This window comes from Planococcus shenhongbingii, assembly GCF_030413635.1.
Lineage (GTDB): Bacteria > Bacillota > Bacilli > Bacillales_A > Planococcaceae > Planococcus > Planococcus shenhongbingii.
Genome location: NZ_CP129235.1, coordinates 620,076 through 642,958, shown reverse-complemented (window position 1 = coordinate 642,958; position 22,883 = coordinate 620,076). Strand labels below are relative to the sequence as shown.

Sequence of the window (22,883 nt, the reverse complement as noted above, 5' to 3'; positions counted from 1 at the left end):
CCCATATCCTTCTATTCTAATAGATGATCGAAGACATACCAACCATTATTCTTCTCTATAACTTTCTATGCCTTTTCAAAACAATATTATTCAACGCAATAAAAACCGCAGCGAAAATCACCAATGCCAATAAATCACCGCTGATTTCATTGAAACCGAGGCCTTTGTACATGACAGCTTTTAAAGCATCGGCCGCGTAATAGATCGGCATAACGCGCCCAATTGCCTGCAGCCAGTCCGCCAGCCCTTCGAGCGGAAAAATGCCGGCAAAAAAGATTTGGGGGACCACTACAAGCGGAATGAATTGGACCATTTGGAATTCAGAAGCCGCAAATGTCGACAGCAAAATGCCGAGCGACAACGCTACCAATGCCAGCAATAAATTGATAAGCAGCACAAGCCAGACCGATCCGACCATCACCACATCAAGCACCGTAATCGAAAACGTCACCACAATGATGGTCTGGATCACCGCAAAAATCCCGAATCCCGCTAAATAAGCGGCAATCAGCTCCCCTTTGCGGATTGGCGTCGCCATCAAACGCTCCAAAGTGCCGGATACCCGTTCTTTCAATAAACCGATGCCTGAAATCAAAAACACGAAAAAGAAGACGAAAAAGCCGATAAGCACCGGTGACAGCACATCGAAAAACTCAGTGTCGCTGCCTCCATAAATATAAGCAGTTTCAAGCTGCGGCGTTGCCTGGTTTTGCCCGGTAGCCAGCAAAACCGTTTGGCTAGTCTGCGCCAACAGATTTTTCGCTAATGTTGGGTCGTCATTCAATAAGATCAGTGTCAGCCGGCCGTTGTCCAACGTCAATAATCCATCCAAATCATCCTCTACGACGGTTTCTTCTACTGCCTTTTCGTAAGGAATGACTATGACTCCCCGTTCTTCCAAGGCCGCCGTAAAGGGTTCGTTGATACCCACTGCAGCGAGTTCCGGATTGACCGTGTTGCCGTTGAAAAAGAAGTACATGAGCGTCAGAACAACAAGCGGTGCAAAAAACAGCAGTGCCAAAGTCCGTTTGTCCCGCAGCATTTGCTTGATGATCCGGCGCACCAATGCAAGAATTCTCATCGCTGCAACCTCCCTGCTTTTAAAAAGGCTTCTTCTAGTTGTTCGACCTCGTAATAACCCTTCAATTCGAACGGTGTGCCGCTTGCTAAAATAGCCCCGTCCCGCACCATTGCCACTTGGTCGCATTTTTCCGCTTCGTCCATGACATGTGTGGTGATGAGGATGGTTTTTTGCTGTTCGTTTTTCAAATGAAACAACTCGTTCCAAATAGACGCTCTGAGTTCCGGGTCGATGCCCACGGTAGGCTCATCCAGGATCAGGATTTTCGGATCATGCACCAAGGCGATGGCCAGCGACAGCCGGCGTTTCATCCCACCAGAGTAAGCCGACACTTTTTTGTTCAGGTCATTCGTTAATTTAACCAAATCCGCTGCGTAAGCAATGCGTTTTTTCATGGCTGATTTTTTCATTGGATACAGCGATGCAAAAAAATCCAAGTTTTCCTTGCCGGTCAATTCCGCATATAAAGCGTCAGACTGCGCCATATAACCAATGTCTTTCAACAATTCCAGATCCGGCACTTTCACATCCAGCACCCGGACCGTACCAGTGTCCGGCGCATCGATGCCGACAATCATTTTCACCAACGTCGTCTTCCCGGATCCCGACGGACCAATCAATCCGTATATCTGGCCTTTCTCAATCGACAAATCGATTGCCTGCAGCACGGTTTTCTTGCCGAAGCTTTTGGTGACGTTTTTCAACTCAATGCTGGCGTTCATGGACAAGCCCCCCATTTCAGAAAAACCGAATGCGTTATTACCTTGTATTTTACTCTTTTTCAATTTGATTCATAGCCAGTGGGGCAATAAAAAAACGATCCCCATCAAGGAGACCGCTGCTTTGTTATTTTATTCGGCTGACACAATACTGGTAAATTTCCGCTGTCACCAGACAGTCGCCTAAGGCATCATGGGCATTGTGCTCAAGCTGCAAATACTGCGCTAAAGTTCCCAGCTTATGGTTTGGCGTTTCGCGGATAGCTTTCCGTGCCAGCTTCACCGTATCGATTACCGTATATTCCGGTATCGGCGCAATCTTGTCTAGTGCGTACAAAAAGCCCATATCGAACGGTGCGTTGTGCGCCACAATTGGCAGACCTTCAATAAACTCGATCAATTCGTCCAGCACTTCTTCGATGGCCGGCGCATCCTGGACAGCTGCATTGGTAATGCCGGTGATGCGCGTAATGGTCGGAGAAATGTATTGTTCGGGGTTGATCAAGAGGTACATGGTATCTTCACGGTTGTGTCCGATGTATTTGACCGCACCAATCTGTATAATTTTATCGCTTCCTGCCCGCAGACCGGTCGTTTCAAAATCCAGGACGACGTAGTTTTCAACCAGCTCCATGCTGGGTTTGTATTTCTTCGGGCTTGGTGCTTGGTTTCTCGCCCATTTTGGCCGGGTCTCTCTCATTTTCTGTTCGAGTATTTGTCTCGGGTCTCGCTTGTCCATGCCGCCCCTCCTTTCGTTATTCCTTTTGCCTCACTTTAATTGAAGTTTCTCTTTATCCCGCTTTAACGGTCAGTAAGGATCTCTCGCTTTTCCAAGCGGAGATCCACTGGCCGTAAAAGTCCGATTGGTTCAACTAACCTTCAGTGGGATAGTGCTCCCACTGAAGGAAGTTTCTCTTTATTGTACCGGAAAACGTTTAGAATTTCCGTTATGGTGCTATACAAATAGTAAGAAAAACTATAGGAGGAGTCTAAAATGGCCCGTGGAGGATTTTCAGATAAACTGAAAGGCGTTGTCAGCAGAACCAAAGGCGAGGTCAAAGATCAAGTAGGTAATGCTACGGACGATTCACGGTTGCAAAATGAAGGCAAGTTCGACAAAACCAAAGGCAAATTCCAAAAAACCATTGGAAAATTAAAACGCGGTTCTTAACATCCGGCTTAACCGCCGGATTTTTTTATTTCGCTTTAACAATCAGTGGAAAGAGCATCCACTGATTGAAATTTCTCTTTATCCCGCTTTAACGGTCAGTACGCCCCCCACTTTTCAAGTGGGAATCCACTGACCGTAAAAGTCCGATTGGTTCAACTAACAATCAGTGGGAAGAGCATCCACTGATTGAAGTTTCTCTTTATCCCATTCTTCAGCAAGCATGCCATAGACGACATGGTCTACGTAATGGTCATACAGCCATTCTGCTTGTCGGATGGTGCCTTCTTGCACGTATCCGAGGCGCTCCGGAATGCTGCGGCTTTTCTGATTGCCGACAGCTGCACGGATCTCCACTTTGTTGAGCTTCAGCTCATTCAGTGCATACTCGGTGAATGCTTTTGCAACGCGGGTCATGATGCCGTGCCCTTGGTATTCTGGTGCGAGCCAATAGCCGATATAAGCTGTTTTATTCGCCTGGTTGATGTTATTGAAACCGCCCATCCCGACGATTTCTCCTTTAAAGAGGATGGCCGCATTCAAGGTTTTGCCTTCTGCGTAATTCCTTCTTCCCGTTTTAATAAAATCTTGGGTGTCTTCCAGTTTCGTCGTAAAATCGAGCCAAGGAAGCCATTCTTTCAAATATTCACGCGAACTGTCGGTCAGTTCGAAAATCCGCTCAGCATCTTTCATTTCAGGCAATTTCAAAGCTAAATCTTCATCAATTTTATGTATAAACATACCAATTCCCCCTCAGATTTACTGTATATCGTAACATAGCCGAGGTTTATTTGCGTTTAGAAATTTTTATTTGCGTTCAATTTGATTTATTTGCGTTCGGCAGAGGTTTATTTGCGTTCATCATATTTTAAGCGCCCCAAGGGTCTATTGCCTTAATTTGGAATGCTGTTAACTAACGAACAAACGAAAGGAGGACTGTCGTTGGCTACTCAAAAAGAATTGCTGATCGAGCTGCCGGAGATATTCGATTTCAGCATCAATTTAGCTTATATGCAGCGCAATCCGAAAGAGTGCATGTATGCGGTTAAAGAAGGAACGATTATGCGGGCGCTTGATGTTGGCGGAGTACGTACCCTGTTCCAGATCACTTGCCCCGATAACCGGTTTTTACACGTTCATTTTCTGACTGGCATTAAACCTGAAAACAAGAATGCCATTGCCGCTTTTATCCGCAACTGGTTCGACCTTGATAACGACCCCACTCTTTTTTACGAAATGGCGCAAAAAGATCCTTTATTAAAACAGACCGTCAGTGATTTCTATGGCTTGCGCAATATTGGGTTCCCTGATTTGTTCGAAGCGCTGTGCTGGGGAATCTTGGGCCAGCAAATCAATTTGGGTTATGCTTATACGCTGAAACGCCAATTCGTTGAGAAGTTCGGGGAATCGGTTGAATACAACGGGCAAGCTTATTGGATCTTCCCTTCGTATGAAGAGATTGCTAAACTGCAGCCTGCCGATTTATCCGATATCAAAATGACGATGAAGAAAAGCGAGTACATCATCGGCGTGGCTCAATTGATGGCAAACGGCGCGCTGTCGAAAGAAAAATTGATGGCATTAGGCGATTTCAAACAGATTGAAAAAGAATTGATCAAAATCCGCGGCATCGGCCCTTGGACCGCCAATTATGTTCTGATGCGCTGTCTCCGCTTTCCGACTGCGTTTCCCATCGATGATGTCGGGCTGATCAATGCCCTCAAATTGCAGATGGCACTTGACCGCAAACCGACGAAACAGGAAATTCTGAACGCTGCTGTTTCTTGGAAAGATTGGGAAGCTTACGCGACTTTTTATCTGTGGCGGCTCCTGTATTAACAAAGACGGCTTAAATCACACTTTCTTCATAAAAAACCCTCAGCCTTTGTATAAAGGCTGAGGGTTTTCAATTTAAGACAATGCCGCAATCCGTTCCCGGTATTTTTCAATCAGCCGGTTGTTGTGATCGTCGGTGCCGTCGATATTGCCGCTGAGGAAAATGGGCGGCTCGAAATGGTTGTCGGCCATTTGCTGGATGGCTTCAGCAAAGATGGCGTTTAAGATGACACTCCCCACTACGGTCGAAGTCGGACCAAAAGGCACTTTGACATTTTCCGCTTTGAGGACAGCGTCGCCTGTTACTGAATGATTATCAATAACGAGGTCTGCCGCGTCATGCAAATGCTTGCCGCTTTGGTGCCTTGAAGGCTGGCTGTTTGCGTATTCGAGTGATGTGAGCCCGATGACAAAGGCGCCTTTGTCACGGGCCGCCAGCGCAAAATCGATCGGTACGGGATTACGCCCGGAAGTGGACATCACAAAGACCACATCTTCCGGCCGGAAATCCTGTTGTTCGAGCAGGTCTTCTGCGTAGTCGCTGCTCCGCTCCAATTGAGATGAGCGGACGGCTCCTTCATGGAGCATCAGCGGTTCGATGAAAACCGGTTTGACCGGTACAAGCCCGCCTGCCCGGTAGAAAACTTCCTCGGCCAGGATATGGGAATGGCCGCAGCCGAACAGCTGTATGATGCCGCCGTGTTGAATAGCAGCTGCCACTTTCCCCGCAGCTTCCATCATCACCGCTTTTTCCTGTTCTTCAACAAGCGCGAGCCTTTCCCGTACCTTCTCAAAATACGAATTCAGCATCGCTGTTTAAACTCCCAGACCTTCGCCGACAATCAATTCATCGACAGCGGCCATTAATCTTTCTTCATCTTTGCCGTCTGCAACAATTTTGATTTCCTTGCCTTTTGAAATGCCGAGCGACATTACGCCCATAATTGATTTCATGTTTACTTGCTTGTCTTTGAATTCAAGCTTCACTTCAGAAGTGAAGGGCGACACGACTTGGACAAGCCGTGAAGCCGGGCGTGCATGAAGCCCTTCATCGCTGGTAATGGTATAGTTTTTCTCAATCATGTTCATTCTCCTTTTCGTCTTTTTTAACGTTGAATTTCCGTGATGAATTTATAGCGGTCCGCCCGGTATGTGCTGCGGACCACTTCAAAAGGCACGCCGCTTGCCAAATAACTGACTCTTTCGATGATCAATATGGCTGCCGGCATGCCGATTTGCAGCAGTTCCGCTTCTTCCTGTTTAACAAGCGCCGCTTCCATCCGCTGCGAAGCGTGGCTGATGACCAGTTTCTGCTCTTGTTCAATAAGGAAATACAGCGATCCGGCAAGTGCCTCTTCACTAAGCTGCGGAAACAGCTTGACCGGAAGATACGTCCGTTCAATCGCCATCGGTTTTTCATTGGCATAGCGGATCCGCTCAACTGTGTAGACTTCCTCGCCGTGCCCTAACTGGAGTTCCTTGGCAATATCCGGCTCGGGCAATCCCTTTTCAAAATTAATGACTTTGTTTCCCGGTGTCAATCCACGCGCTTTCATGTCTTCGGTAAAACTGGTCAAACCGTTCAAGGGCTGCTCGACTTTCGGTGAAGCCACGAACGTGCCACGGCCTTTTTCCCGATACAGTAAACCCTCGTTCACCAAATTGGTAACCGACTGGCGCACGGTCATGCGGCTGACGCCAAACAGTTCTGTTAACTCACGTTCCGATGGGATGGCTGTCCCAATAGGAAATTCGCCCCGTTCGATTCGGCGCTTCAGCTCTTCTTCAATTTGGACATACATCGGTATGTGCGACTGTTTGTCTAGCACCGCATTCACTGCCTTTCTGTTTCTACCAGATGATAAGCATCCTGGTCAACAATAAACGTTACGTCTTCGTGTTTCCACAAAAACGAGGCTGGAAAATCTTCACTTATCGGCTCTTCCATCAACATTTTTACAGCTTGTGCTTTTTCCTTTCCGGATACCAGCAAAAGGATTTTATCGCTTTTCAAAATAGATTCTATTCCCATCGTGATGGCATGGGTTGGCACTTCATCCAATGAATCAAAAAAGCGTGCATTGCTGTTTCGGGTCGATTCATCCAGTTCGATGCAATGCGTCAGGCTGTCTTCAGGAGTCCCCGGTTCGTTAAAGCCGATATGGCCGTTTGTTCCCATGCCGAGAATCTGCAGATGCACAGGCCCTATCCGGTCGAGGAGCGCTTCGTAGCGCATGCATTCTTCATCTACAGAAGCAGCCTGCCCTTCCGGCAAATATGTATTGCGCATCTGAATATCCAAGTGCTTGAATAAATTTTCATGCATGAAGCTGTGGTAGCTGTTAGGATGATTGCGGTTCAGCCCCAGGTATTCGTCCAAATTGATGGTTCGCACTTGCTTGTACGAGATTCCGCGGTTCTTGAATCCCTCTATCATATTGCTATAAAGCCCCATCGGTGTGGAACCGGTAGCCAGTCCTAAAATTGAACGTGGATTTTTCACGACCTGCTTTTCCACTATTTCAGCAGCGAGCTTGCTCATTTCATCGTAATTTTCAACTATTTCTATATTCATGATGTCCCTCCTTGATGTATGCAATCGTTCCCCGGCAAATAGTCATTTGGACATTCAGACTTTCATCTAAAATGACAAGATCCGCATCTTTCCCTGCTCTGATGCTGCCTTTATTGGATAAGCCCAGCTCTTTTGCCGCATTCGCAGATGTCATCGCCACGAGTTCAGAAATCGAACAGCCCGTGCACGACTGGACGTTCCTCAATGCTGTGTCCATCGTTAAAATGCTTCCGGCCAAAGCTCCGCTTTGGAGGCGGGCATCGGTTTCGGTTACCAGAACGTCTTGCCCTGCCAAATCATATATACCGGGTTCAAGCCCTTTTGCCCGCATCGCATCGGTGATTAAAATGAGGCGTTCTGCCCCTTTCTGCCGAAAAGCCAGCTCAACTGACTTCGGATGGCTATGGATAAAATCAGCAATGATTTCCACTGATAAGCGATCCTCTGTCAGAGCTGTTCCAACGACTCCCGGGTCCCGGTGATGAAACGGGCTCATTTGATTGTAGAGATGTGTTACATGGCTTGCTCCTGCTTGAAGCGCCTGCTGCATCTCCTGCCAAGTGCCATCTGAATGTCCGATAGACACCAGCACGCCATCTGCTGTCACTTGTTCAATAAAATGGATGCCACTTTCCGTTTCCGGAGCCATCGTCACCAGTTTAATGCGGTTTCCGCTCAACTTCTGCCATTTCTGAAAAAGCGCTTCAGAAGGTGGTGTAATATGTTCAACCGGCTGTGCACCGGGTTGTTTCTCTGAAATAAAAGGCCCTTCCAGATGAATGCCCACCATTTCTGCCTGCGTTTCTTCCGCTTGAAAAAAGCTGGCGTTTTGCAATGCTTTTGAGATTGCCTCCTTTGATTGTGTCATCGTTGTCGCTAAAAAGCACGTCGTACCTTCTCGCGGCAATGCACTGGCCATGCCACTGAGTGCTTCTTTTGTCGCATCCATCACATCAAATCCCGCAGCCCCGTGGATATGCACATCAATAAACCCTGGGACTACTGTCCAGTTCTTGCCGGATGCATCTATATGGATATCAGCATTTTTTGAAAGCGACGAGGCTGCTTCGGTGATTTTCCCATCTTCCAGCAAAATGTCTCCGATAAAGCTTTTTTCCACCGAATCGGCAATGGTAATATTGGAAATTAAAATGGTTTTCTTCATTAAAATGCCTCTCCTTACGAAAAACCAGGAAAATCATGGATGACATTCCTGGCTTTGTTTTGTCTGATTGGATTTGCTTCTAATAGCGGAATAAAGCTCCTCTATTCAAAGTTTTTCTCGATTATTATTGAATTTTTAAGATGGATACCGTACCTTGCTTTTGTGAACCTGTTTTCAACACTTCAAGTTCCTGGCCTGTTAAGTTTGTAAAAATGACTGGAGTTACAACAGAAGATGCATTTCCCCCAAGGTAGGTAAGATTCAGTTTCAGCAACGCATCGCCGCGCTGGACAAGCTGACCTTGTTCCACCAATGTCTCAAAGCCTTCGCCGTTCAGTTTCACCGTATCCAGACCCACATGGATCAAGATTTCGACTCCTGTGTCCGTCACAATGCCAATGGCATGTTTGGTCGGGAATACAGTGACAACCTGTCCGTCCACCGGTGAATAAAGGGTATTGCCTGAAGGAATTATGCCAAACCCTGGCCCCATCATTTCTTTCGCAAATACTTCATCCGGCACTTCACTCAATGGAATGATTTTTCCATCAATCGGCATGCCAAAATCTTCTGCGCGGATTTCTTTGACCAGCTCCGCCTCCGTTGACAGTTCTTCAGCCGGTACGTCCAAGCTTTCAGGTGTCGGGTTGCCATTCGCCAAACGGTTCTTCATAGCATCCGCCAAGAACTCAACTGCTGTACCGATGACCACTTGGACATTCGTTTTATTGATCTTCATCAGCCCCATTGCTCCGTGGCGCTTCAAGTCTTTTTCACTTACTTTATCCGCATCTTTTACAGTCAGGCGCAGTCGTGTTGTACAGTAGTCGACTGCCGCGATATTGTCGTTGCCGCCTAGTGCTTCAATCGTGTGGTACGCTCTGATATCGATTCCTTTATTGCCTGTATCCGCATTGCCGTCTTCAGCGTCTTCGTCTTCACGCCCAGGCGTTTTCAAATCCAGTTTCACAATCAGGAAGTAGAAAATCGCAAAGTAAATAACGCCGGTTCCGAGCCCCATCACTAATAAAACAAGCGGGTTCTGTGCCAGTCCGTAGTTCAGTATAAAGTCGATGGCTCCCGCTGAGAATCCGAAACCGTGATGGACATCCAGCGCATACGCGATCATCATCGAAACGCCTGTCAATAAAGCATGGACTACATATAATAATGGCGATAAGAACATGAACGAAAACTCGATCGGTTCAGTGATCCCTGTCAGGAAAGAAGTAAAACCGATACTGAACAGCATCCCGCCGATGATTGCTTTGCGTTCTTTTTTAGCCGCTGCATACATCGCCAGACAAGCTGCTGGCAGCCCGAACATCATGATTGGGAAGAAGCCGGAAAGGAACGGCCCCGCTGTCGGGTCTCCTTTTAAGAAACGGTTGATCTCACCGCGCACCACTTCTCCAGTGGCATCTGTAAATGTTCCAAAATCAAACCAGACAATTGTATTGATGATGTGGTGCAAGCCGGTCGGCAAAAGCAGACGGTTGAAGAAGCCATAAGCCCCGACTCCGAACATGCCGGCGTTTAAAATCCAGTCGCCAGCGCCGTCAATCATTTCCTGGACCGGCGGCCATGCATAACCTAAAATTCCTGCCAACACAGTCATTGTCGCCGCCGTTATGATTGGGACAAAGCGCCGGCCTCCAAAGAATGCCAGCCACGCGGGGAATTTCACATTATAGAATTTATTGTATAATAGCCCTCCGACAATCCCCGAGAGAATCCCGGCAAATACGCCCATATTGATCGATTCATTGATTGTTGCAATCGCGGACGTCAATACCAGGTACGCAATGGCACCTGCGAGCGCCGCTCCACCGTTGCTGTCATGGGCAAGCCCGAAAGCGATCCCGATGGCAAAAATGATGGCTAAATTATCAATGATTCCCGCTCCCGCTGCTGATAAGAACGGGATGCCGAGCAAGTCGTCCTGGCCAAAGCGCAAAAGCAGTGCCGCTGCCGGCAAGGTAGCGATTGGGAACATCAATGATTTCCCTATTTTCTGCAGAAAACTGAACATATTCATCCTCCTCTTTTTTCTTAGTCTTAATTTTACTATAAAGATAGTATGTATAGATGTCTATACCAATTTAGGATTTTGATGAAAAAATGTATGCGTTTTCTTTTTCGCCTTTTACAGAAGAAGCTTTGAAGGAAGCCGGATAATCCATGAGGCTCCTTTTGGTCCCATGAAAAACACCTCCTGAAGTCTATCGAATAGATTTACATCAATTCGATAGACTTCAGGAGGTGTTCATTATTCAGATAAATCCTCACTTTATAGTTAGCTCCTTTCTTCTGCTTGAAGAAGGGATGTTCAATTCTTCCCGATATTTGCTGATCGTACGCCTTGATACCCTTATGCCTTTTTCCTCATTAAAATAATCCGTAATTTTTTGATCGGATAAAGGTTGGCATTTATTCTCTCCTTCTATTAAACTTTTTAAAAGCATTTTCACTTTTGTTTGAGCGATAGAATTTCCATCCGAAGTTTCTAATTTAGAGGTGAATAATGCCCGAAGTTCAAAAGTTCCTTTAGGCGTTTGAATAAACTTGTTCATCGTTACTCTGCACACCGTTGACTCATGCATCTCGATTTCTTCCGCAACATCCTTCAATGTCAAAGGAGCTAATGCAATAAGGCCTTCTGCAAAAAACCTCTGCTGTTTCTTTATAAGTACTTGCATAATTTTATTGATTGTCTCGCTCCGTTTTTCGAGGCTGCTTACAAGCCATTGGTAGCTTTTATATTTTTCCTGAAGATACTTAGCTGTCTCATCATTCTGGTTTAATAAGGTTGAATACTGATCGTTAAAATGAATCTCAGGCAAATAACCATCGTTCAGATAAAAAGAAAGGCCAGCTCCATTAGGTTTCACAATAATATCAGGATTTACGTATTGAATTGAAAAATCTGAGATAAACGAACACGGTCGAGGATTAAGTGTCAGCATCAATTCATGGATTTCTTTCACTTTCCCTAAAGGTATACCCATCCGGGCTGCAATGTCTTCCCACTTCTTATTGGCCAGTAACTCCAAAAAATTCTCAATAAGACATTCTATTAATTCTTTATCAGGAAATTCATCATTAACCTGAAGCAGCAGGCACTCTTTTAGATTTCTTGCTCCGATTCCCGCTGGACCGACCGCCTGCAGAAGTTGAATTCCTCTGCTGATTTCGTTTTCATTGAATACCGCTGAAAGTTCTTGTTCATTTCCAGCAAAATTCAAGTACCCATTGTCATCAATATTGTAAATAATGTATTCAATCACTTTGAGGTCCTGTACATCTCTATAGAAAATCTCGGCTTGCTGCATTAATTTATCTCTCATACACACTTCTTTGCTTTGTTTCATTTCAATTGCTGAAGCCGAAGTACTTCTAGTGATTGAACTTCTATTTAAGGTCCCTTCGTATAGATCAGAACTTTTTTGCTCTTTCAATTCGATTAAAGGATTCTCCATTTCTTGTTCCATCAAATACTGATAAAGGTCATAAGTTGAATACTGTAAGAGTTCAATAGCTTGCCTTAACTTATATGTCATAAACAAATTCAGCTCTTGTTTTTGATGAAGAACAAGTTCCATAACTAGCCTCCTCGTCAAGTTCACTATTCTTAAAATCATTTTTGAGGGCATTTAGCAGCACATTCCCATAAAGAGGTCGGAATATTCTAATTTTATTATCAAACATCAAAAAAAGCTACGCAAAAGCTCTAGGCTTCTGCGTAGCTTTTAAAATTCAGATGGGCGGCAACTTATACCCGCCGGTCGCTTGCTGAAAAGCATCGGCTACTTTATAAACAGTTGCTTCATCGTGGTAACGGCCAATAATTTGAAGGCCCACAGGCAAATTTTCTGATGCTGTATTTCCTGCAGGTACCGATATAGCGGGGTGTCCTGAAAAATTAAAAGGAATGGTACGCCGCGACACATCGATATCTCCATTTTCAAAAGAGGGATCTTTCTCCGTAGCTGGGTAGGCCATCGTCGGGCATACCAAGACATCTGCCTGCTTTAAAGCTTCATCGACCAGTTTCTTGAATTGCTTCTGTTTCTCCAGTGTTTCCAAATAACTTACCGCTGAAATGCCAAAACCGGCTTTTAGATTGGCGTAAGTGGCCGGATTATAATCAGCTTCTCTCGTGTCATACCATTCTTTATGGATGGCTGATGCTTCCGCTAAAACGAGTATTAATGCTGCGCTTTCGATTTTCTCGATCCCCGGAATTTCCGCTTCTTGAATGTCAGCTCCCAAGTCTCTTAGACGTTCAATTGCTTTGGCTATTAAAGACAGGACTTCCGGATTGGTGACCGTGTCCATCAAGGCCTGGATGACGCCCACTTTGAGACCTTTGATGCCGCCAGAAAACGCGGAATTGAAATCGAATGCCTTAGAAGAAATGGTTTCCAAAACAGCTGCATTATCGCGCACGGTCCTTGTTAATGGCCCGATATGGTCCAATGACTGGGATAAAGGAAATAACCCTTGTGAGGGCACTGTACCATAAGTCGGCTTCAATCCGACAATCCCGCAAAAAGAAGCCGGGACCCGGATTGATCCGCCTGTATCTGTTCCGATAGAGGCAAAACCGATTCCAGCTCCGACTGAAGCAGCAGAGCCAGTACTTGAACCGCCTGCCGTACGGTTGACGTCCCACGGATTATTGCATTGACCGTAATCCGGATGGACGGATCCATATGCAAATTCCAGCAAATTATTCTTTCCGATGATGACAGCCCCCGCTTCTAGCAAGGCTGTATAAACAAAGGCATCTTCATCGGGAACATAGTCTTTCAGAATCCGGGAACCGACAGAAGTCCGGATTCCTTTTGTCATAAAAATATCTTTGACCGATACGGGAATGCCGACCAGTCTCCCCGCTTCTCCGCCGCTCGCAAAAACAGCCTCCGCCGCTTTGGCTTGCATCATCGCCTGGTCGGCTAGTACCGTGATGAAAGCATTCAACTTAGGTTCTAATGCATACAGCCGCTCTAAAGTTGCTTCTGTCACTTCTACTGGAGAAACTTCTTTTTTTCTATAAAGCAAGCCAATTTCTTCGATTGATTCAAATAATAATTCTTTTATATTGTTGATGGGCAAAAGAATCCCTCCTCTTCAACTTTTCATAATGGCTTTTTCGAATAGTTCATGACTGTCTCGTTGCTAGGTGTACTTCCAACATCCTTGAAAAATGGCTCCAACGCTTTTCTCGACACCGGCTTAGTCAGCAAGCTGACGATAATCATACTCAACAAACTGATTGGTACGCTAATGTATACTGCCTCAATTCCGAAGGGGTTTCCTAACCATAACCAGATAACCGCACTTACTATACCGCCTACCATCGATGTAATCGCTCCTGCAGTAGTAGCTCTCTTCCAATAAAGGCCAAAAAAGATCGAGACTGCGAAAGAAGAACCGATCATGGCAGCAGCGTTAATCCAGATTTGCTGAATTAATGGAAGAGGGTTTAAAGCGAAGGGAATCGGCAGTATACCCATAATCAGCACTACAATTCTTGTCACTTTTAATTGCTGCTTTTCACTCATTTCTCTTTTCATAACCACTTTCATAATGTCATGGGAAATTCCGCTTCCTAACATGAGCAAGATGGCACTAACCGTAGACTGGATGGCTGCAAGAATTGCTGCTAATAGGAGACCGCCGAGTAAGGCCGGCAATAAATCCATTGCAATTGTTGCGCTGGCCAAGTCAGGCGTTGATAAATTAGGATAGAGGATTCGCGCACTGACACCAAGAAGGCTGACGGAAACTGCAATGATTGCTTGGAAGATAAAAGAAACCCCGACCGCGCGTCTGATTGTTTTATTGTCTTTGATCGAATAAAAACGGATGGCGATAATTGGATAACCGATCATCATGATAAAGAAAGAAATACAAACGGCTGTTAAAGTTCCCGGAGGCATGCCGTTTGCTACAATGTTCGGATCAATAGCTGCCAGCTTCTCATTCATCACACTGAATCCGCCGGCTGCCGATATAGCAAATGGAACCGCAATCAAAAAGCCGACGGCAAATATCATCATTTGAAGGAAATCCGTATAAGCAATCGCAAATAGACCGCCTAATACCGTATAAAGAATGAAAACCCCTGCCAGAATCAGCACCCCTATAGTTGCCGGCAGTCCAAATACTACGTTCAATAAATAAGAACCTCCGACCAGTTCCGCTACAATGGTCATCCCAAAACAAATGATTAAAATGATCACCGAGATAACTCGAATCACATTGCTTTCAAAACGTGTTCCAAGCAGATCTGGAATGGTCAATGCGCGATGCGTATTAAAAAAGGATTTCATCTTAGGGGCGATAAATAATGCCATGATTACCCAAGAAGCCCAAATCGATATCCAAATCCAAGAGTAGTTGTAGCCTACTTGATAATGAAAACCTACGGAACCAATTGCGGTACCTGCACTCATCTGAGTCGCCGCCAAAGTCGCTCCCCCAACCCAAACGCCGAGCTTTCCTCCAGCTGCTAAATAATCGGTCTCATTATGGACGCGTGACTTCATATACCAGCCAATCGCTATAACAGAAATCATATAAATTACAAGGACTGCAATAACCATTACTTCTTCTCCTCCTTTTTATTGAGGAATTCTGTTAATGCAAAATAAGCGATGATAAAAACAGCCATTGTCACCCAAATCGCCCAATTAGAAATTGCCAATCCCATTATTTCCTGCATATTTTCCACCTCTGATTTTAATTTTCATTATTTCACTGGTAAAGCCCGGCATTTAGCGACTGCTTCCGTTCGGCATTTGGATTATCATTTTTTCTGTGTTTATATCAAAACATCCCTGGATTTCTCTGCTCCATCAATATTTCTTTTTTGACCAACAAGTCTTTGACAGAGTTGACCGTTCCTGAAGAAATTTTCGGAGGCGAGGGATAAGCCCGTTTTGAATGGGTTACTTCCGCTCCGGCTAAAGCTTCAGCCATTTTAAGGGCGATACGGCCCGGATTGATAACAGGCACACCCAATTCTTTCGACATTTCTTCCGCTACATTCAGAAACCCCATCGACATGCACCCTAGAATCAAGGTATCTGCCCCGTCTTCTTCAATCGCTTTTCTGCCTTCTGCCACAAGCTTCCTCACTGTGTTTTCTTTTTCTTCTGCAAGTGCTAATACCGGCACTTCAATCGCCCGGACAGAAGCGAGCTTTTTGCCGACTCCAGCTTTCTCCACTAAATGATATAGCGGATTGACCATGCTATTGGTAACGGTGATAATCGAAAAGCGATAGCCGCTCATGGCTGCTGCCATTACACCGGCTTCCCCCGGGCCAACCACCACCATTTTTTCAGTCACTTCCCTGATGGCATCCAGCCCTGGGTCACCATAACACCCTAAAATAGCCGCATCATAACCCTGCTTTTCCATTTCATGCATACAGCTGACTGTATTCGGAATGCTTAGGTATTCTTCATACAATGATTCTATCGATGCGGGGCCTTCTTCAATGTCGACGATATCGACATGAGTGCCAAGAGCAGCATATGATTTCAATATGTCGAGTCTTCTGGCCATTTCTAAACGCCCTTTTTCCGTTCGGCTGAGCGGTCCTGGGATGACATAAACAATGTTCAAGAAAACACCTCCTTTACTCTTTTATATATGCAAATTCCATGCCAACTTTATGATCATTGATTTTATTTTCCGACTACCAGCGGACAAGGGATTTTATAGCCTCCATTCACTGTCTGGAAAACATCGGCTGCACGATAAATCGTCGCTTCATCAAAATAGCGGCCAATAAATTGAATGCCTACCGGCAAATTTTGTGAAGGCGTCACTCCTGCCGGTACCGTGATTGCCGGATGGCCTGAAACATTAAATGGCAATGTCCGTTGTGTGTAATCGTACGTTGTATCTTCAAAAGTTGGGTCACGCTCGGTTGCTGGACTCGGTGACGTTGGACAAACCAGAATATCAAAATTGTCAAATACGGCATTCACTTTTTCTGCAAAAGCCCGTTTTTGTGCCAAAGCTTCTAAATAACTTACTGCTGGCACATTGAATCCTTCTTTTAAATTCCCAGCTGTTCCTGCCGCATAGTCAGACGCACGTTCCGGATACCAGCCTTTATGGTAGAAGGATGCTTCAGATAACAGGATTGGAAAGGCAATCTCCATTACTGCATCGATTCCGGGTATTTCAACATCCATCATTTCAGCGCCTAATTCGCCAAGCAGCTGAAATGCGGCATTTACTAAAGTCGAGACTTCCGGATGAGCGCGGGAATCCGTTAAAGAGCGAATCACACCAATTTTCAGCCCTTTGATGGAGCCGCTAAAAACTGCGTCGTAATTTACTTTTTTCGAAGCAATGCTTTCCAATACTATGGCGTTGTCTTTGACCGTTCTCGTCAGCGGGCCAATATGGTCCAAAGAATGCGAAAGATGCAACAAGCCATTTCTTGAAACAGTTTCATACGTGGGTTTCAAGCCAACAATTCCGCAAAAAGAAGATGGCAGGCGGATTGAACCGCCTGTGTCTGTACCGATTGATGCAAAGCCTATTCCCGCTGCGACCGCCGATGCAGATCCCGTACTCGATCCTCCAGCAGTCCTGTTAAAATCCCATGGGTTATTGCATTGTCCATAATCGGGATGGACAAAACCATACGCAAATTCAAGCATATGATTTTTGCCGAAAACAATTGCCCCAGCATCATTCAAGGTGTTATAAAGCGCGGAATCCTCGTCTGGAATATAATCTTTCAAGATGCGGGAACCGGCCGTTGTCTTAATCCCTTTTGTCCGAAAAATATCTTTAATCGAAATCGGAATTCCGTATAGTTTTCCTGCTGTTTCACCCTTCATAAAAACATCTTCCGCTTCATGCGCTTTTTGAAGAGCTTTTTCTGCTATAACTGTAATGAACGCATTCAATTTTGGATTGAGTTCATCCAGCCGCTTCAACGTGGCATTCGTCACTTCAACCGGCGAGACTTTTTTGCTGCGGTATAAGCCCCCGATTTCCGTAATCGATTTAAACACCAGTTCTTCTTCGCCTGTCCCTGCCATTCTCTCTCACCTCATTTTGATGAGCCTTAATCGTTTTCTAATTGTGAATAAGAAAGAACTTCCCTAGCTTCTTGAAGTGCCCAAATCACCCGATTTTGCCCTCGCATCAAATGGGTTTTCAATACTTTATATTGATGTGTACCTTCTTGTGTTTGTCCGAAGGTAAGCGCAGGTGCAATATCTGGAAGAGCCGGCACATTCAATGCCGAATCGTGCCAGAACTTGCCTCTTTTTGTAAAATTGATTGGAATTAAAATTCTCGCTAATTTTTCAATAACTTTATTCGCTTGTTTCACTTCTGGATTAGAAATATCTGATTCCTGCAATTTGGAGATTTTTTGATAAAAAGCTGCCAGATTTTCCCGAAGCCTAGCAACTTCGTCCAAAGCTGACGTAAAATCAAAATGAGTCCCTGCTGCATCTTGGTAAGTTTGAATTGTCTCTGTAAACTCATCAACAGTCCGTGTAAAGTCAAAAGGATAGATGGTTGCATTGGCAGCGCGTATTACACCTGTCAAGTAAACTTTGATATCTTTCACTAAGATATCCAAATCAGCTACATGCATTAAGTCCTCTTCCGTATGCCACTCAATATTCCCGCCGCAGCCTCCGACCGGATAATATCCTTTTTCTTTCAGCACATCTTCCGGAATACTCGAAGACAGCATGAAAAATGAAGTGATGCCGATATTATTGAATGAATAATCACCGGCGCGCAAAGGTCTCTTGCCCGCTGAAGGCTGGTCGACTGCATCTTTCACTACATCTTTGCAGAATTCATCAACTTCGCTCATCCACATCATGTATTCGTAGGAAGTTGCCCAGCGGCATCCCGGAGAGTCACAATTCACAGACGCTATGCAATTCTTTTCTAAGTCCAATCCGAATTGATCCACAAACCATGTCGACCCTGCATAACGCCCGGTTGAATGCCCTGTCCAGACAGCAATGCGAACACTTCTTTTTAATTTGCTTCGGTTCTTATATAAGATGCGGGCCATTTCAATCAATGCCGCATTCCCTGTAGCATTATCCCCGATTCCTTCATGCCATGAATCCAAGTGGCCATGCAAAAGAACATATTTTTCCGGCTCTTCTGTTCCCTCGATAAAAATATCGATAACCGGGCAGTTGAACCATCCTTTCTCCAAAAACGTTTTAAACTCCAACGTCACCGTTTCGCTCTTGCTTAACTCAATCAGCTCACCGCCATCCGGCTTATTGATCGCAAGCACGGGGATCTTCGGCTCATTCTTCACATTATCAAGGTCAGGAGCTCCCCAAATAGTGGTGCAGATCCCTTCATGAATATTGTTTCCTGGACTGATGAACATGATGGCCGTAGCTCCCATATCCGCAAATTCCTGCACTTTTCCTGGCATTGGATAGCCTTCTGTTAAAATGATTTTTCCTCTTAAATCACCCAGGTCTCCCTGTACTTTTGTTCCGAAAATATCATTGATCCCTTTTGCATAACCGGTCGAAATGTAAACAAGCTCCCCACTGACTGCTTCATCCCCAGTAATGACAGAAAAAGAAGGTGATTTGACCCGATATTCTTTTTCAGTAGGAGCTGTTACTTTTAAATACGATTTTTTGGGAATACTTAAATACAATTCCGGGTTATGAACCTGATGCGGGATTTCCCATTTTTTTAAAAAATCGGTTAAGAAATCAGCAGCAATCTTTTCATCTTCACTGCCAGATTCACGGATCAACGTACTAAACCTTTCTAAAATCGCTTTTGGTGCCTCCAGATTGATTTCTTCCAATAAACCTTTCTCCTGTTCAGTATTCGCTAGATTAGCCATTCAATAACTTCCCCTTCCTTTTTTAAGCTTGTTCGTTAAATATCATTGCAAGTAACGTGCCAAAAAAATCTTAAAGAAACTTCAAACGAAAAATAGCTTCCAACTTTTTTAGGTTTTTTTTGGGGGGTTAATAGGTTATTAAAACACCCTATATGAGTTGAATTGTTAATTGTCAGCATTGGATATTTAAAGCGATATACGAATGATTATCTCTTTTTAAAAAAGCTTATCCAGCGTCGGCTCGTCCAAGGGCTAGGCGAAGCCATGAGACGAGTGGTCTTCTCGGCTCATGGCGGGAGACATGCCCAAAGCGACCGAAGCGGTATATAAAAGCAAGATTCTTTAGCTCACCCACATAATAGAGAATCTATTTTACCGCCTAAGAAATCCCGCTTTCTTGCATCACCGCTTCTAATTCCCTTATATTGCCTATGCTCATCTCCCTTTCCCCGTTTTCGATTTCCTGGATTAGAGAAAGAAGTTTACGGGTAAGCGGCATAGCGAGTCTGTGCTCTTCCCCGATTCGGATTACCGGATTCAATTGCTGTGGCACTTCTGTTTTCCGTTTGCGGACCGCCAAATCCCTCCAAATCCCTGTCCTCGTTTTCGTATAACTCCTCAAGAGTTCAGCCAATTGAAAATAACTGGTTTGCAATTCCGGTTCTTTTTTATGGGGATACAGCAAGGCCGGATTCCAATTGTCGAAAGGCTCTGCCGTTATCCCTTGCTTCTCTGCAACCCTTAGCACTTCCGTTCCAATGGCATTCAAAATAGGATGCAGTTCTGCATTGGCAAAAAAATTCGCTATTTCTTCATTCGTAGTGGCTGTAGCAGTGAGCATGGCTCCGTAAGCAAGTTTGCTCCATAAATAACCGAAAATATTGTCCGTCGCTTTCGCTTCTCCCCAGCCTTGCAGTCGCTCTTTCAAATCCAGCACCCGCTCACTTACCGTTCCATCCGTTTCGCCAATATATAAACTTCCCACACCACCGTATTCAATTTTTCCCGGTTCCAGATAATCTGCGAATAGATTAATGAAACAGCCGACGGTCCGATCCGCCCCTACCACTTCAGCTATATCGTATTCACATAACCCGTTTTGAAAACTCACTACATAAGAATCGGGCTTCATCAACGGTTTGAAAGGTTCTATAGCTTCTTTTGTGTGCTGTGCTTTGACTGCTAAAAATATCGTTTCCACCGGCAACTTTGCCGCCAAAAACTCTTCAACGGTATAAGCTTTTGCTTCCACCGTAAACGAATCATCTTTCATTTGGATGGTCAGCCCTTTTTTATTCATCGCATCGACGTGAACTTTGTCCCGGTCTATAAACACTACTTCTTCCCCCGAGCGAATCAAATAGGCTCCGATGACACCGCCAATTGCTCCTGCTCCAATGATTGTGATGGTCATCACTTGCCTCCTTTCTCCTTTTGCAATAACAGATATTCAGCTCTTTTCCCGTATTCCCGCATAGTGGATCAGAAGGCCCGCCAGCAAAGCGCAGCGTTCGTTCATCCGGTCGAGCAGCAAGTGTTCATGATTGGCATGCGCTCCGTCTCCTACAGCGCCAAGTCCATCGAGAGTAGCTGCAAACGGGGCGGTGAGATTGCCGTCGCTTCCGCCTCCTGTTTCTTTTTCCATCAACTCAAAGCTGAGCTGTTCTTTCGCAATGCGCTTGGCTGTTTCAAACATTTCCTGCACTTTTTCTGTTCGCTCCAAAGGCATCCGGTTGATTCCACCTGTCATTTTCAGCTTGGTCTTTTCTTTTAACGGCTCTAAATTGAAGAGCATTTTGTGGACTCTTTCCAATTCTTCCACTGTTTTCCCTCTGACATCAATTTCCGCTTCCGCTTTTTCTGCTATGACATTGGTGGCTGTTCCTCCTGAAATTTTGCCGACACTTATCGTTGTGCCCGTTGAAAAATCGGTTTCTCCATGGAGTTTTAGGATTTGTCTGGCTAATTCATCGATTGCACTGACTCCTTTATCCGGGTCCACTCCGGCATGGGAAGGAATTCCCGTCACTTCCAATCGGTAAATCCCTACGCCTTTCCGAGAAGTCTTTAATGCTCCTTCAAGCGTCATGCCGGGTTCAAGCACAAAGACGTAATCGCTTTTCTTTGCTTCTTCTTCTATATAAGGACGGGAACTTGGATTGCCGATTTCTTCATCCGAATCAAAAAAGACCACCACTTTTTTATCGAGGCTGATGCCCGTATCTTTAAGCGCTTTTAAGGCAAACAAGCCCTGGATCAGCCCACCTTTCATATCAAATATGCCTGGTCCGCTTACTCGGTTTCCCTCGATGCGGAATGGCATTTCGTTTAATGTCCCGATTGGCCAAACGGTATCAAAATGAGCAAGAATCAATACTTGCCCTTCTCCTTGTCCCCATTCACATCTCACGTGATTTCCGTACGTTTGTACCTCAATGATTTCTGATGTTCCGCCAACCAGTTCTTCAAAAGTCTCTGAAAGCCAAAGAGCCAATTGGTCCAGCTTTTCTTTATCTGCAGAAAAAGATTCGTGTTCAACAATCGTCCGCAAGTAGTGAAGCATTTGATTGTGGTTTTTTTCAATGTGTGCCGCAACAGCCTGTAAAACGGCATACTTAACTTTTTTCATACCATCTCATCTCCCTTTGCTGCAAAGCTTTTAAAAACCCTTCCGGCCGAATAACCGCCGTCCACCAATAAATTTTGCCCCGTTATATAAGAAGCTTCCTTGCTCGAAATAAAATAGACGGCAGCTGCAATTTCTGAAAGCTGTGCGGTTCGGTTCAACGGTGCAAAAGACACTTTTTCTTTGTGCTCTTCAATGGCTTTTTCAGTGATCAGCGTATTGAGCAAGGCTTCCGTTTCGACAAGGCCTGGCCCTACCGCATTGACTCTTATTTGGTGAGGGGCAAGTTCCAATGCCAGTACTTGTGTCAGCATCTTCAATCCAGCTTTTGAAGAACAATAATGTGCTACCCCTGGGCGCGCCACTTCACTGGCAGCAGAAGTTATGTTGATGATATTGGCATTCTCCGGCTTTCTTTCAATCATCAGTCTGGCAATCGCTTGCGTTAAAAAAAAGCTTGCGGACAAATTCAAATCAATTACACCACTCCATTCTTTCCGGGAAATCCGCAAAAAAGGTGTACTCGGAAAAATCCCGGCACAATTCACTAATACCGTTACTGTTCCGAATGATTCTTTGCATTGCTCGACAATTTGTTCGACAAATTCCGGTGATGTTAAATCCCCTGAGGCAACTTGGACCTTTACCTCGGGATACTCCTGTAACAATTTTCTTCTTGTTTGATCAAGCGCAGTTTCATTGATGTCCACCAATAAGAGATGATCTCCGCCAGAAGCAAACTTTTCAGCAATGCCTTTTCCAATGCCTGAAGCTGCACCGGTTATAACCGCAACTCTTTTATCCATCTTTTCACCTCCTGCACTG

At 45.1% G+C, this 22,883-nt stretch carries 21 protein-coding genes; 2 read left to right on the top strand and 19 right to left on the bottom strand.

Annotation, left to right across the window (positions count from 1 at the left end; translation table 11 throughout):
• Positions 1-55: 55 nt before the first annotated feature.
• From QWY16_RS03300 to QWY16_RS03290, 3 genes are all read right to left on the bottom strand, one after another.
• On the bottom strand, positions 56-1,081 hold the full coding sequence (locus QWY16_RS03300; RefSeq protein ID WP_300991433.1) for an ABC transporter permease: 1,026 nt from the start codon (positions 1,079-1,081) through the stop codon (positions 56-58).
• Positions 1,078-1,803, bottom strand: a complete 726-nt coding sequence (locus QWY16_RS03295; protein WP_300991432.1) for an ABC transporter ATP-binding protein — start codon at positions 1,801-1,803, stop codon at positions 1,078-1,080. Before QWY16_RS03295 ends, QWY16_RS03300 begins: the two co-directional genes overlap by 4 nt.
• Positions 1,804-1,927: 124 nt before the next feature.
• Positions 1,928-2,539 carry a 3'-5' exonuclease gene (locus tag QWY16_RS03290; protein ID WP_300991431.1) on the bottom strand — a complete coding sequence of 204 codons (612 nt, stop codon included), beginning with the start codon at positions 2,537-2,539 and terminating at the stop codon, positions 1,928-1,930.
• Between the two features lie 255 nt (positions 2,540-2,794).
• Here QWY16_RS03290 and QWY16_RS03285 point away from each other — a divergent pair, with 255 nt between their 5' ends.
• Entirely contained in the window at positions 2,795-2,971 is a 177-nt protein-coding gene (locus QWY16_RS03285) for a CsbD family protein (RefSeq protein WP_300991430.1), read from the top strand.
• A gap of 156 nt (positions 2,972-3,127) precedes the next feature.
• On the opposite strand, the gene QWY16_RS03280 is transcribed toward QWY16_RS03285, so the two are convergent.
• A complete protein-coding gene (locus tag QWY16_RS03280) occupies positions 3,128-3,709 on the bottom strand; it encodes a GNAT family N-acetyltransferase (protein ID WP_300991429.1) in 582 nt (193 codons plus the stop codon).
• 201 nt (positions 3,710-3,910) lie between these two features.
• On the opposite strand from QWY16_RS03280, the gene QWY16_RS03275 reads away from it, so the two are divergent.
• Positions 3,911-4,807 (top strand): DNA-3-methyladenine glycosylase 2, encoded by an 897-nt coding sequence (locus tag QWY16_RS03275; protein ID WP_300991428.1) that lies wholly within the window; start codon positions 3,911-3,913, stop codon positions 4,805-4,807.
• 72 nt (positions 4,808-4,879) lie between these two features.
• Here the strand turns inward: QWY16_RS03275 and QWY16_RS03270 are convergent, their stop codons facing one another.
• From QWY16_RS03270 to QWY16_RS03200, 15 genes are all read right to left on the bottom strand, one after another.
• Positions 4,880-5,614: an SIS domain-containing protein gene (locus QWY16_RS03270; RefSeq protein WP_300991427.1), complete on the bottom strand. Its 735-nt coding sequence runs from the start codon at positions 5,612-5,614 to the stop codon at positions 4,880-4,882.
• Between the two features lie 6 nt (positions 5,615-5,620).
• On the bottom strand, positions 5,621-5,887 hold the full coding sequence (locus QWY16_RS03265) for a phosphocarrier protein HPr (protein WP_300991426.1): 267 nt from the start codon (positions 5,885-5,887) through the stop codon (positions 5,621-5,623).
• A gap of 23 nt (positions 5,888-5,910) precedes the next feature.
• Positions 5,911-6,633, bottom strand: coding sequence for a GntR family transcriptional regulator (locus QWY16_RS03260; protein ID WP_300991425.1), 723 nt, complete (start codon positions 6,631-6,633; stop codon positions 5,911-5,913).
• Between the two features lie 5 nt (positions 6,634-6,638).
• Positions 6,639-7,379, bottom strand: a complete 741-nt coding sequence (nagB, locus tag QWY16_RS03255) for a glucosamine-6-phosphate deaminase (protein ID WP_300991424.1) — start codon at positions 7,377-7,379, stop codon at positions 6,639-6,641.
• A complete protein-coding gene (gene nagA / locus QWY16_RS03250) occupies positions 7,360-8,544 on the bottom strand; it encodes an N-acetylglucosamine-6-phosphate deacetylase (RefSeq protein WP_300991423.1) in 1,185 nt (394 codons plus the stop codon). Before nagA ends, nagB begins: the two co-directional genes overlap by 20 nt.
• 124 nt (positions 8,545-8,668) lie before the next feature.
• The gene (nagE, locus tag QWY16_RS03245) at positions 8,669-10,576 is read right to left on the bottom strand and encodes an N-acetylglucosamine-specific PTS transporter subunit IIBC (RefSeq protein WP_300991422.1); all 1,908 of its coding nucleotides are present in this window, start codon (positions 10,574-10,576) and stop codon (positions 8,669-8,671) included.
• A 253-nt stretch (positions 10,577-10,829) separates the two neighbouring features.
• Positions 10,830-12,146, bottom strand: coding sequence for an RNA polymerase factor sigma-54 (rpoN, locus tag QWY16_RS03240; protein WP_300991421.1), 1,317 nt, complete (start codon positions 12,144-12,146; stop codon positions 10,830-10,832).
• A 154-nt stretch (positions 12,147-12,300) separates the two neighbouring features.
• Positions 12,301-13,662, bottom strand: a complete 1,362-nt coding sequence (locus QWY16_RS03235) for an amidase (protein ID WP_300991420.1) — start codon at positions 13,660-13,662, stop codon at positions 12,301-12,303.
• Between the two features lie 23 nt (positions 13,663-13,685).
• Positions 13,686-15,155: a sodium:solute symporter family protein gene (locus QWY16_RS03230; protein WP_300991419.1), complete on the bottom strand. Its 1,470-nt coding sequence runs from the start codon at positions 15,153-15,155 to the stop codon at positions 13,686-13,688.
• A gap of 223 nt (positions 15,156-15,378) precedes the next feature.
• Positions 15,379-16,182, bottom strand: a complete 804-nt coding sequence (locus tag QWY16_RS03225) for an aspartate/glutamate racemase family protein (RefSeq protein WP_300991418.1) — start codon at positions 16,180-16,182, stop codon at positions 15,379-15,381.
• Positions 16,183-16,244: 62 nt separating this feature from the next.
• The gene (locus QWY16_RS03220; RefSeq protein WP_300991417.1) at positions 16,245-17,621 is read right to left on the bottom strand and encodes an amidase; all 1,377 of its coding nucleotides are present in this window, start codon (positions 17,619-17,621) and stop codon (positions 16,245-16,247) included.
• 26 nt (positions 17,622-17,647) lie between these two features.
• Positions 17,648-19,432 (bottom strand): M28 family peptidase, encoded by a 1,785-nt coding sequence (locus QWY16_RS03215; RefSeq protein ID WP_300991416.1) that lies wholly within the window; start codon positions 19,430-19,432, stop codon positions 17,648-17,650.
• A gap of 379 nt (positions 19,433-19,811) precedes the next feature.
• Positions 19,812-20,846: a ketopantoate reductase family protein gene (locus QWY16_RS03210; RefSeq protein ID WP_300991415.1), complete on the bottom strand. Its 1,035-nt coding sequence runs from the start codon at positions 20,844-20,846 to the stop codon at positions 19,812-19,814.
• Between the two features lie 36 nt (positions 20,847-20,882).
• Entirely contained in the window at positions 20,883-22,061 is a 1,179-nt protein-coding gene (locus QWY16_RS03205) for a M20 family metallopeptidase (protein ID WP_300991414.1), read from the bottom strand.
• The gene (locus tag QWY16_RS03200; RefSeq protein WP_300991413.1) at positions 22,058-22,864 is read right to left on the bottom strand and encodes an SDR family NAD(P)-dependent oxidoreductase; all 807 of its coding nucleotides are present in this window, start codon (positions 22,862-22,864) and stop codon (positions 22,058-22,060) included. The genes QWY16_RS03205 and QWY16_RS03200 overlap by 4 nt, the downstream gene beginning before the upstream one ends.
• Positions 22,865-22,883 lie beyond the last annotated feature (19 nt).

Coding starts and splice junctions, on each gene's coding strand:
- nagB (WP_300991424.1), bottom strand. CDS start 7,379: ATGAATATAGAAATAGTTGAAAATTACGATGAAATGAGCAAGCTCGCT.
- QWY16_RS03205 (WP_300991414.1), bottom strand. CDS start 22,061: ATGAAAAAAGTTAAGTATGCCGTTTTACAGGCTGTTGCGGCACACATT.
- QWY16_RS03285 (WP_300991430.1), top strand. CDS start 2,795: ATGGCCCGTGGAGGATTTTCAGATAAACTGAAAGGCGTTGTCAGCAGA.
- nagE (WP_300991422.1), bottom strand. CDS start 10,576: ATGTTCAGTTTTCTGCAGAAAATAGGGAAATCATTGATGTTCCCAATC.
- QWY16_RS03265 (WP_300991426.1), bottom strand. CDS start 5,887: ATGATTGAGAAAAACTATACCATTACCAGCGATGAAGGGCTTCATGCA.
- QWY16_RS03230 (WP_300991419.1), bottom strand. CDS start 15,155: ATGGTTATTGCAGTCCTTGTAATTTATATGATTTCTGTTATAGCGATT.
- QWY16_RS03200 (WP_300991413.1), bottom strand. CDS start 22,864: ATGGATAAAAGAGTTGCGGTTATAACCGGTGCAGCTTCAGGCATTGGA.
- QWY16_RS03210 (WP_300991415.1), bottom strand. CDS start 20,846: ATGACCATCACAATCATTGGAGCAGGAGCAATTGGCGGTGTCATCGGA.
- QWY16_RS03295 (WP_300991432.1), bottom strand. CDS start 1,803: ATGAACGCCAGCATTGAGTTGAAAAACGTCACCAAAAGCTTCGGCAAG.
- QWY16_RS03300 (WP_300991433.1), bottom strand. CDS start 1,081: ATGAGAATTCTTGCATTGGTGCGCCGGATCATCAAGCAAATGCTGCGG.
- QWY16_RS03290 (WP_300991431.1), bottom strand. CDS start 2,539: ATGGACAAGCGAGACCCGAGACAAATACTCGAACAGAAAATGAGAGAG.
- nagA (WP_300991423.1), bottom strand. CDS start 8,544: ATGAAGAAAACCATTTTAATTTCCAATATTACCATTGCCGATTCGGTG.
- QWY16_RS03215 (WP_300991416.1), bottom strand. CDS start 19,432: ATGGCTAATCTAGCGAATACTGAACAGGAGAAAGGTTTATTGGAAGAA.
- QWY16_RS03270 (WP_300991427.1), bottom strand. CDS start 5,614: ATGCTGAATTCGTATTTTGAGAAGGTACGGGAAAGGCTCGCGCTTGTT.
- rpoN (WP_300991421.1), bottom strand. CDS start 12,146: ATGGAACTTGTTCTTCATCAAAAACAAGAGCTGAATTTGTTTATGACA.
- QWY16_RS03220 (WP_300991417.1), bottom strand. CDS start 17,621: ATGGCAGGGACAGGCGAAGAAGAACTGGTGTTTAAATCGATTACGGAA.
- QWY16_RS03280 (WP_300991429.1), bottom strand. CDS start 3,709: ATGTTTATACATAAAATTGATGAAGATTTAGCTTTGAAATTGCCTGAA.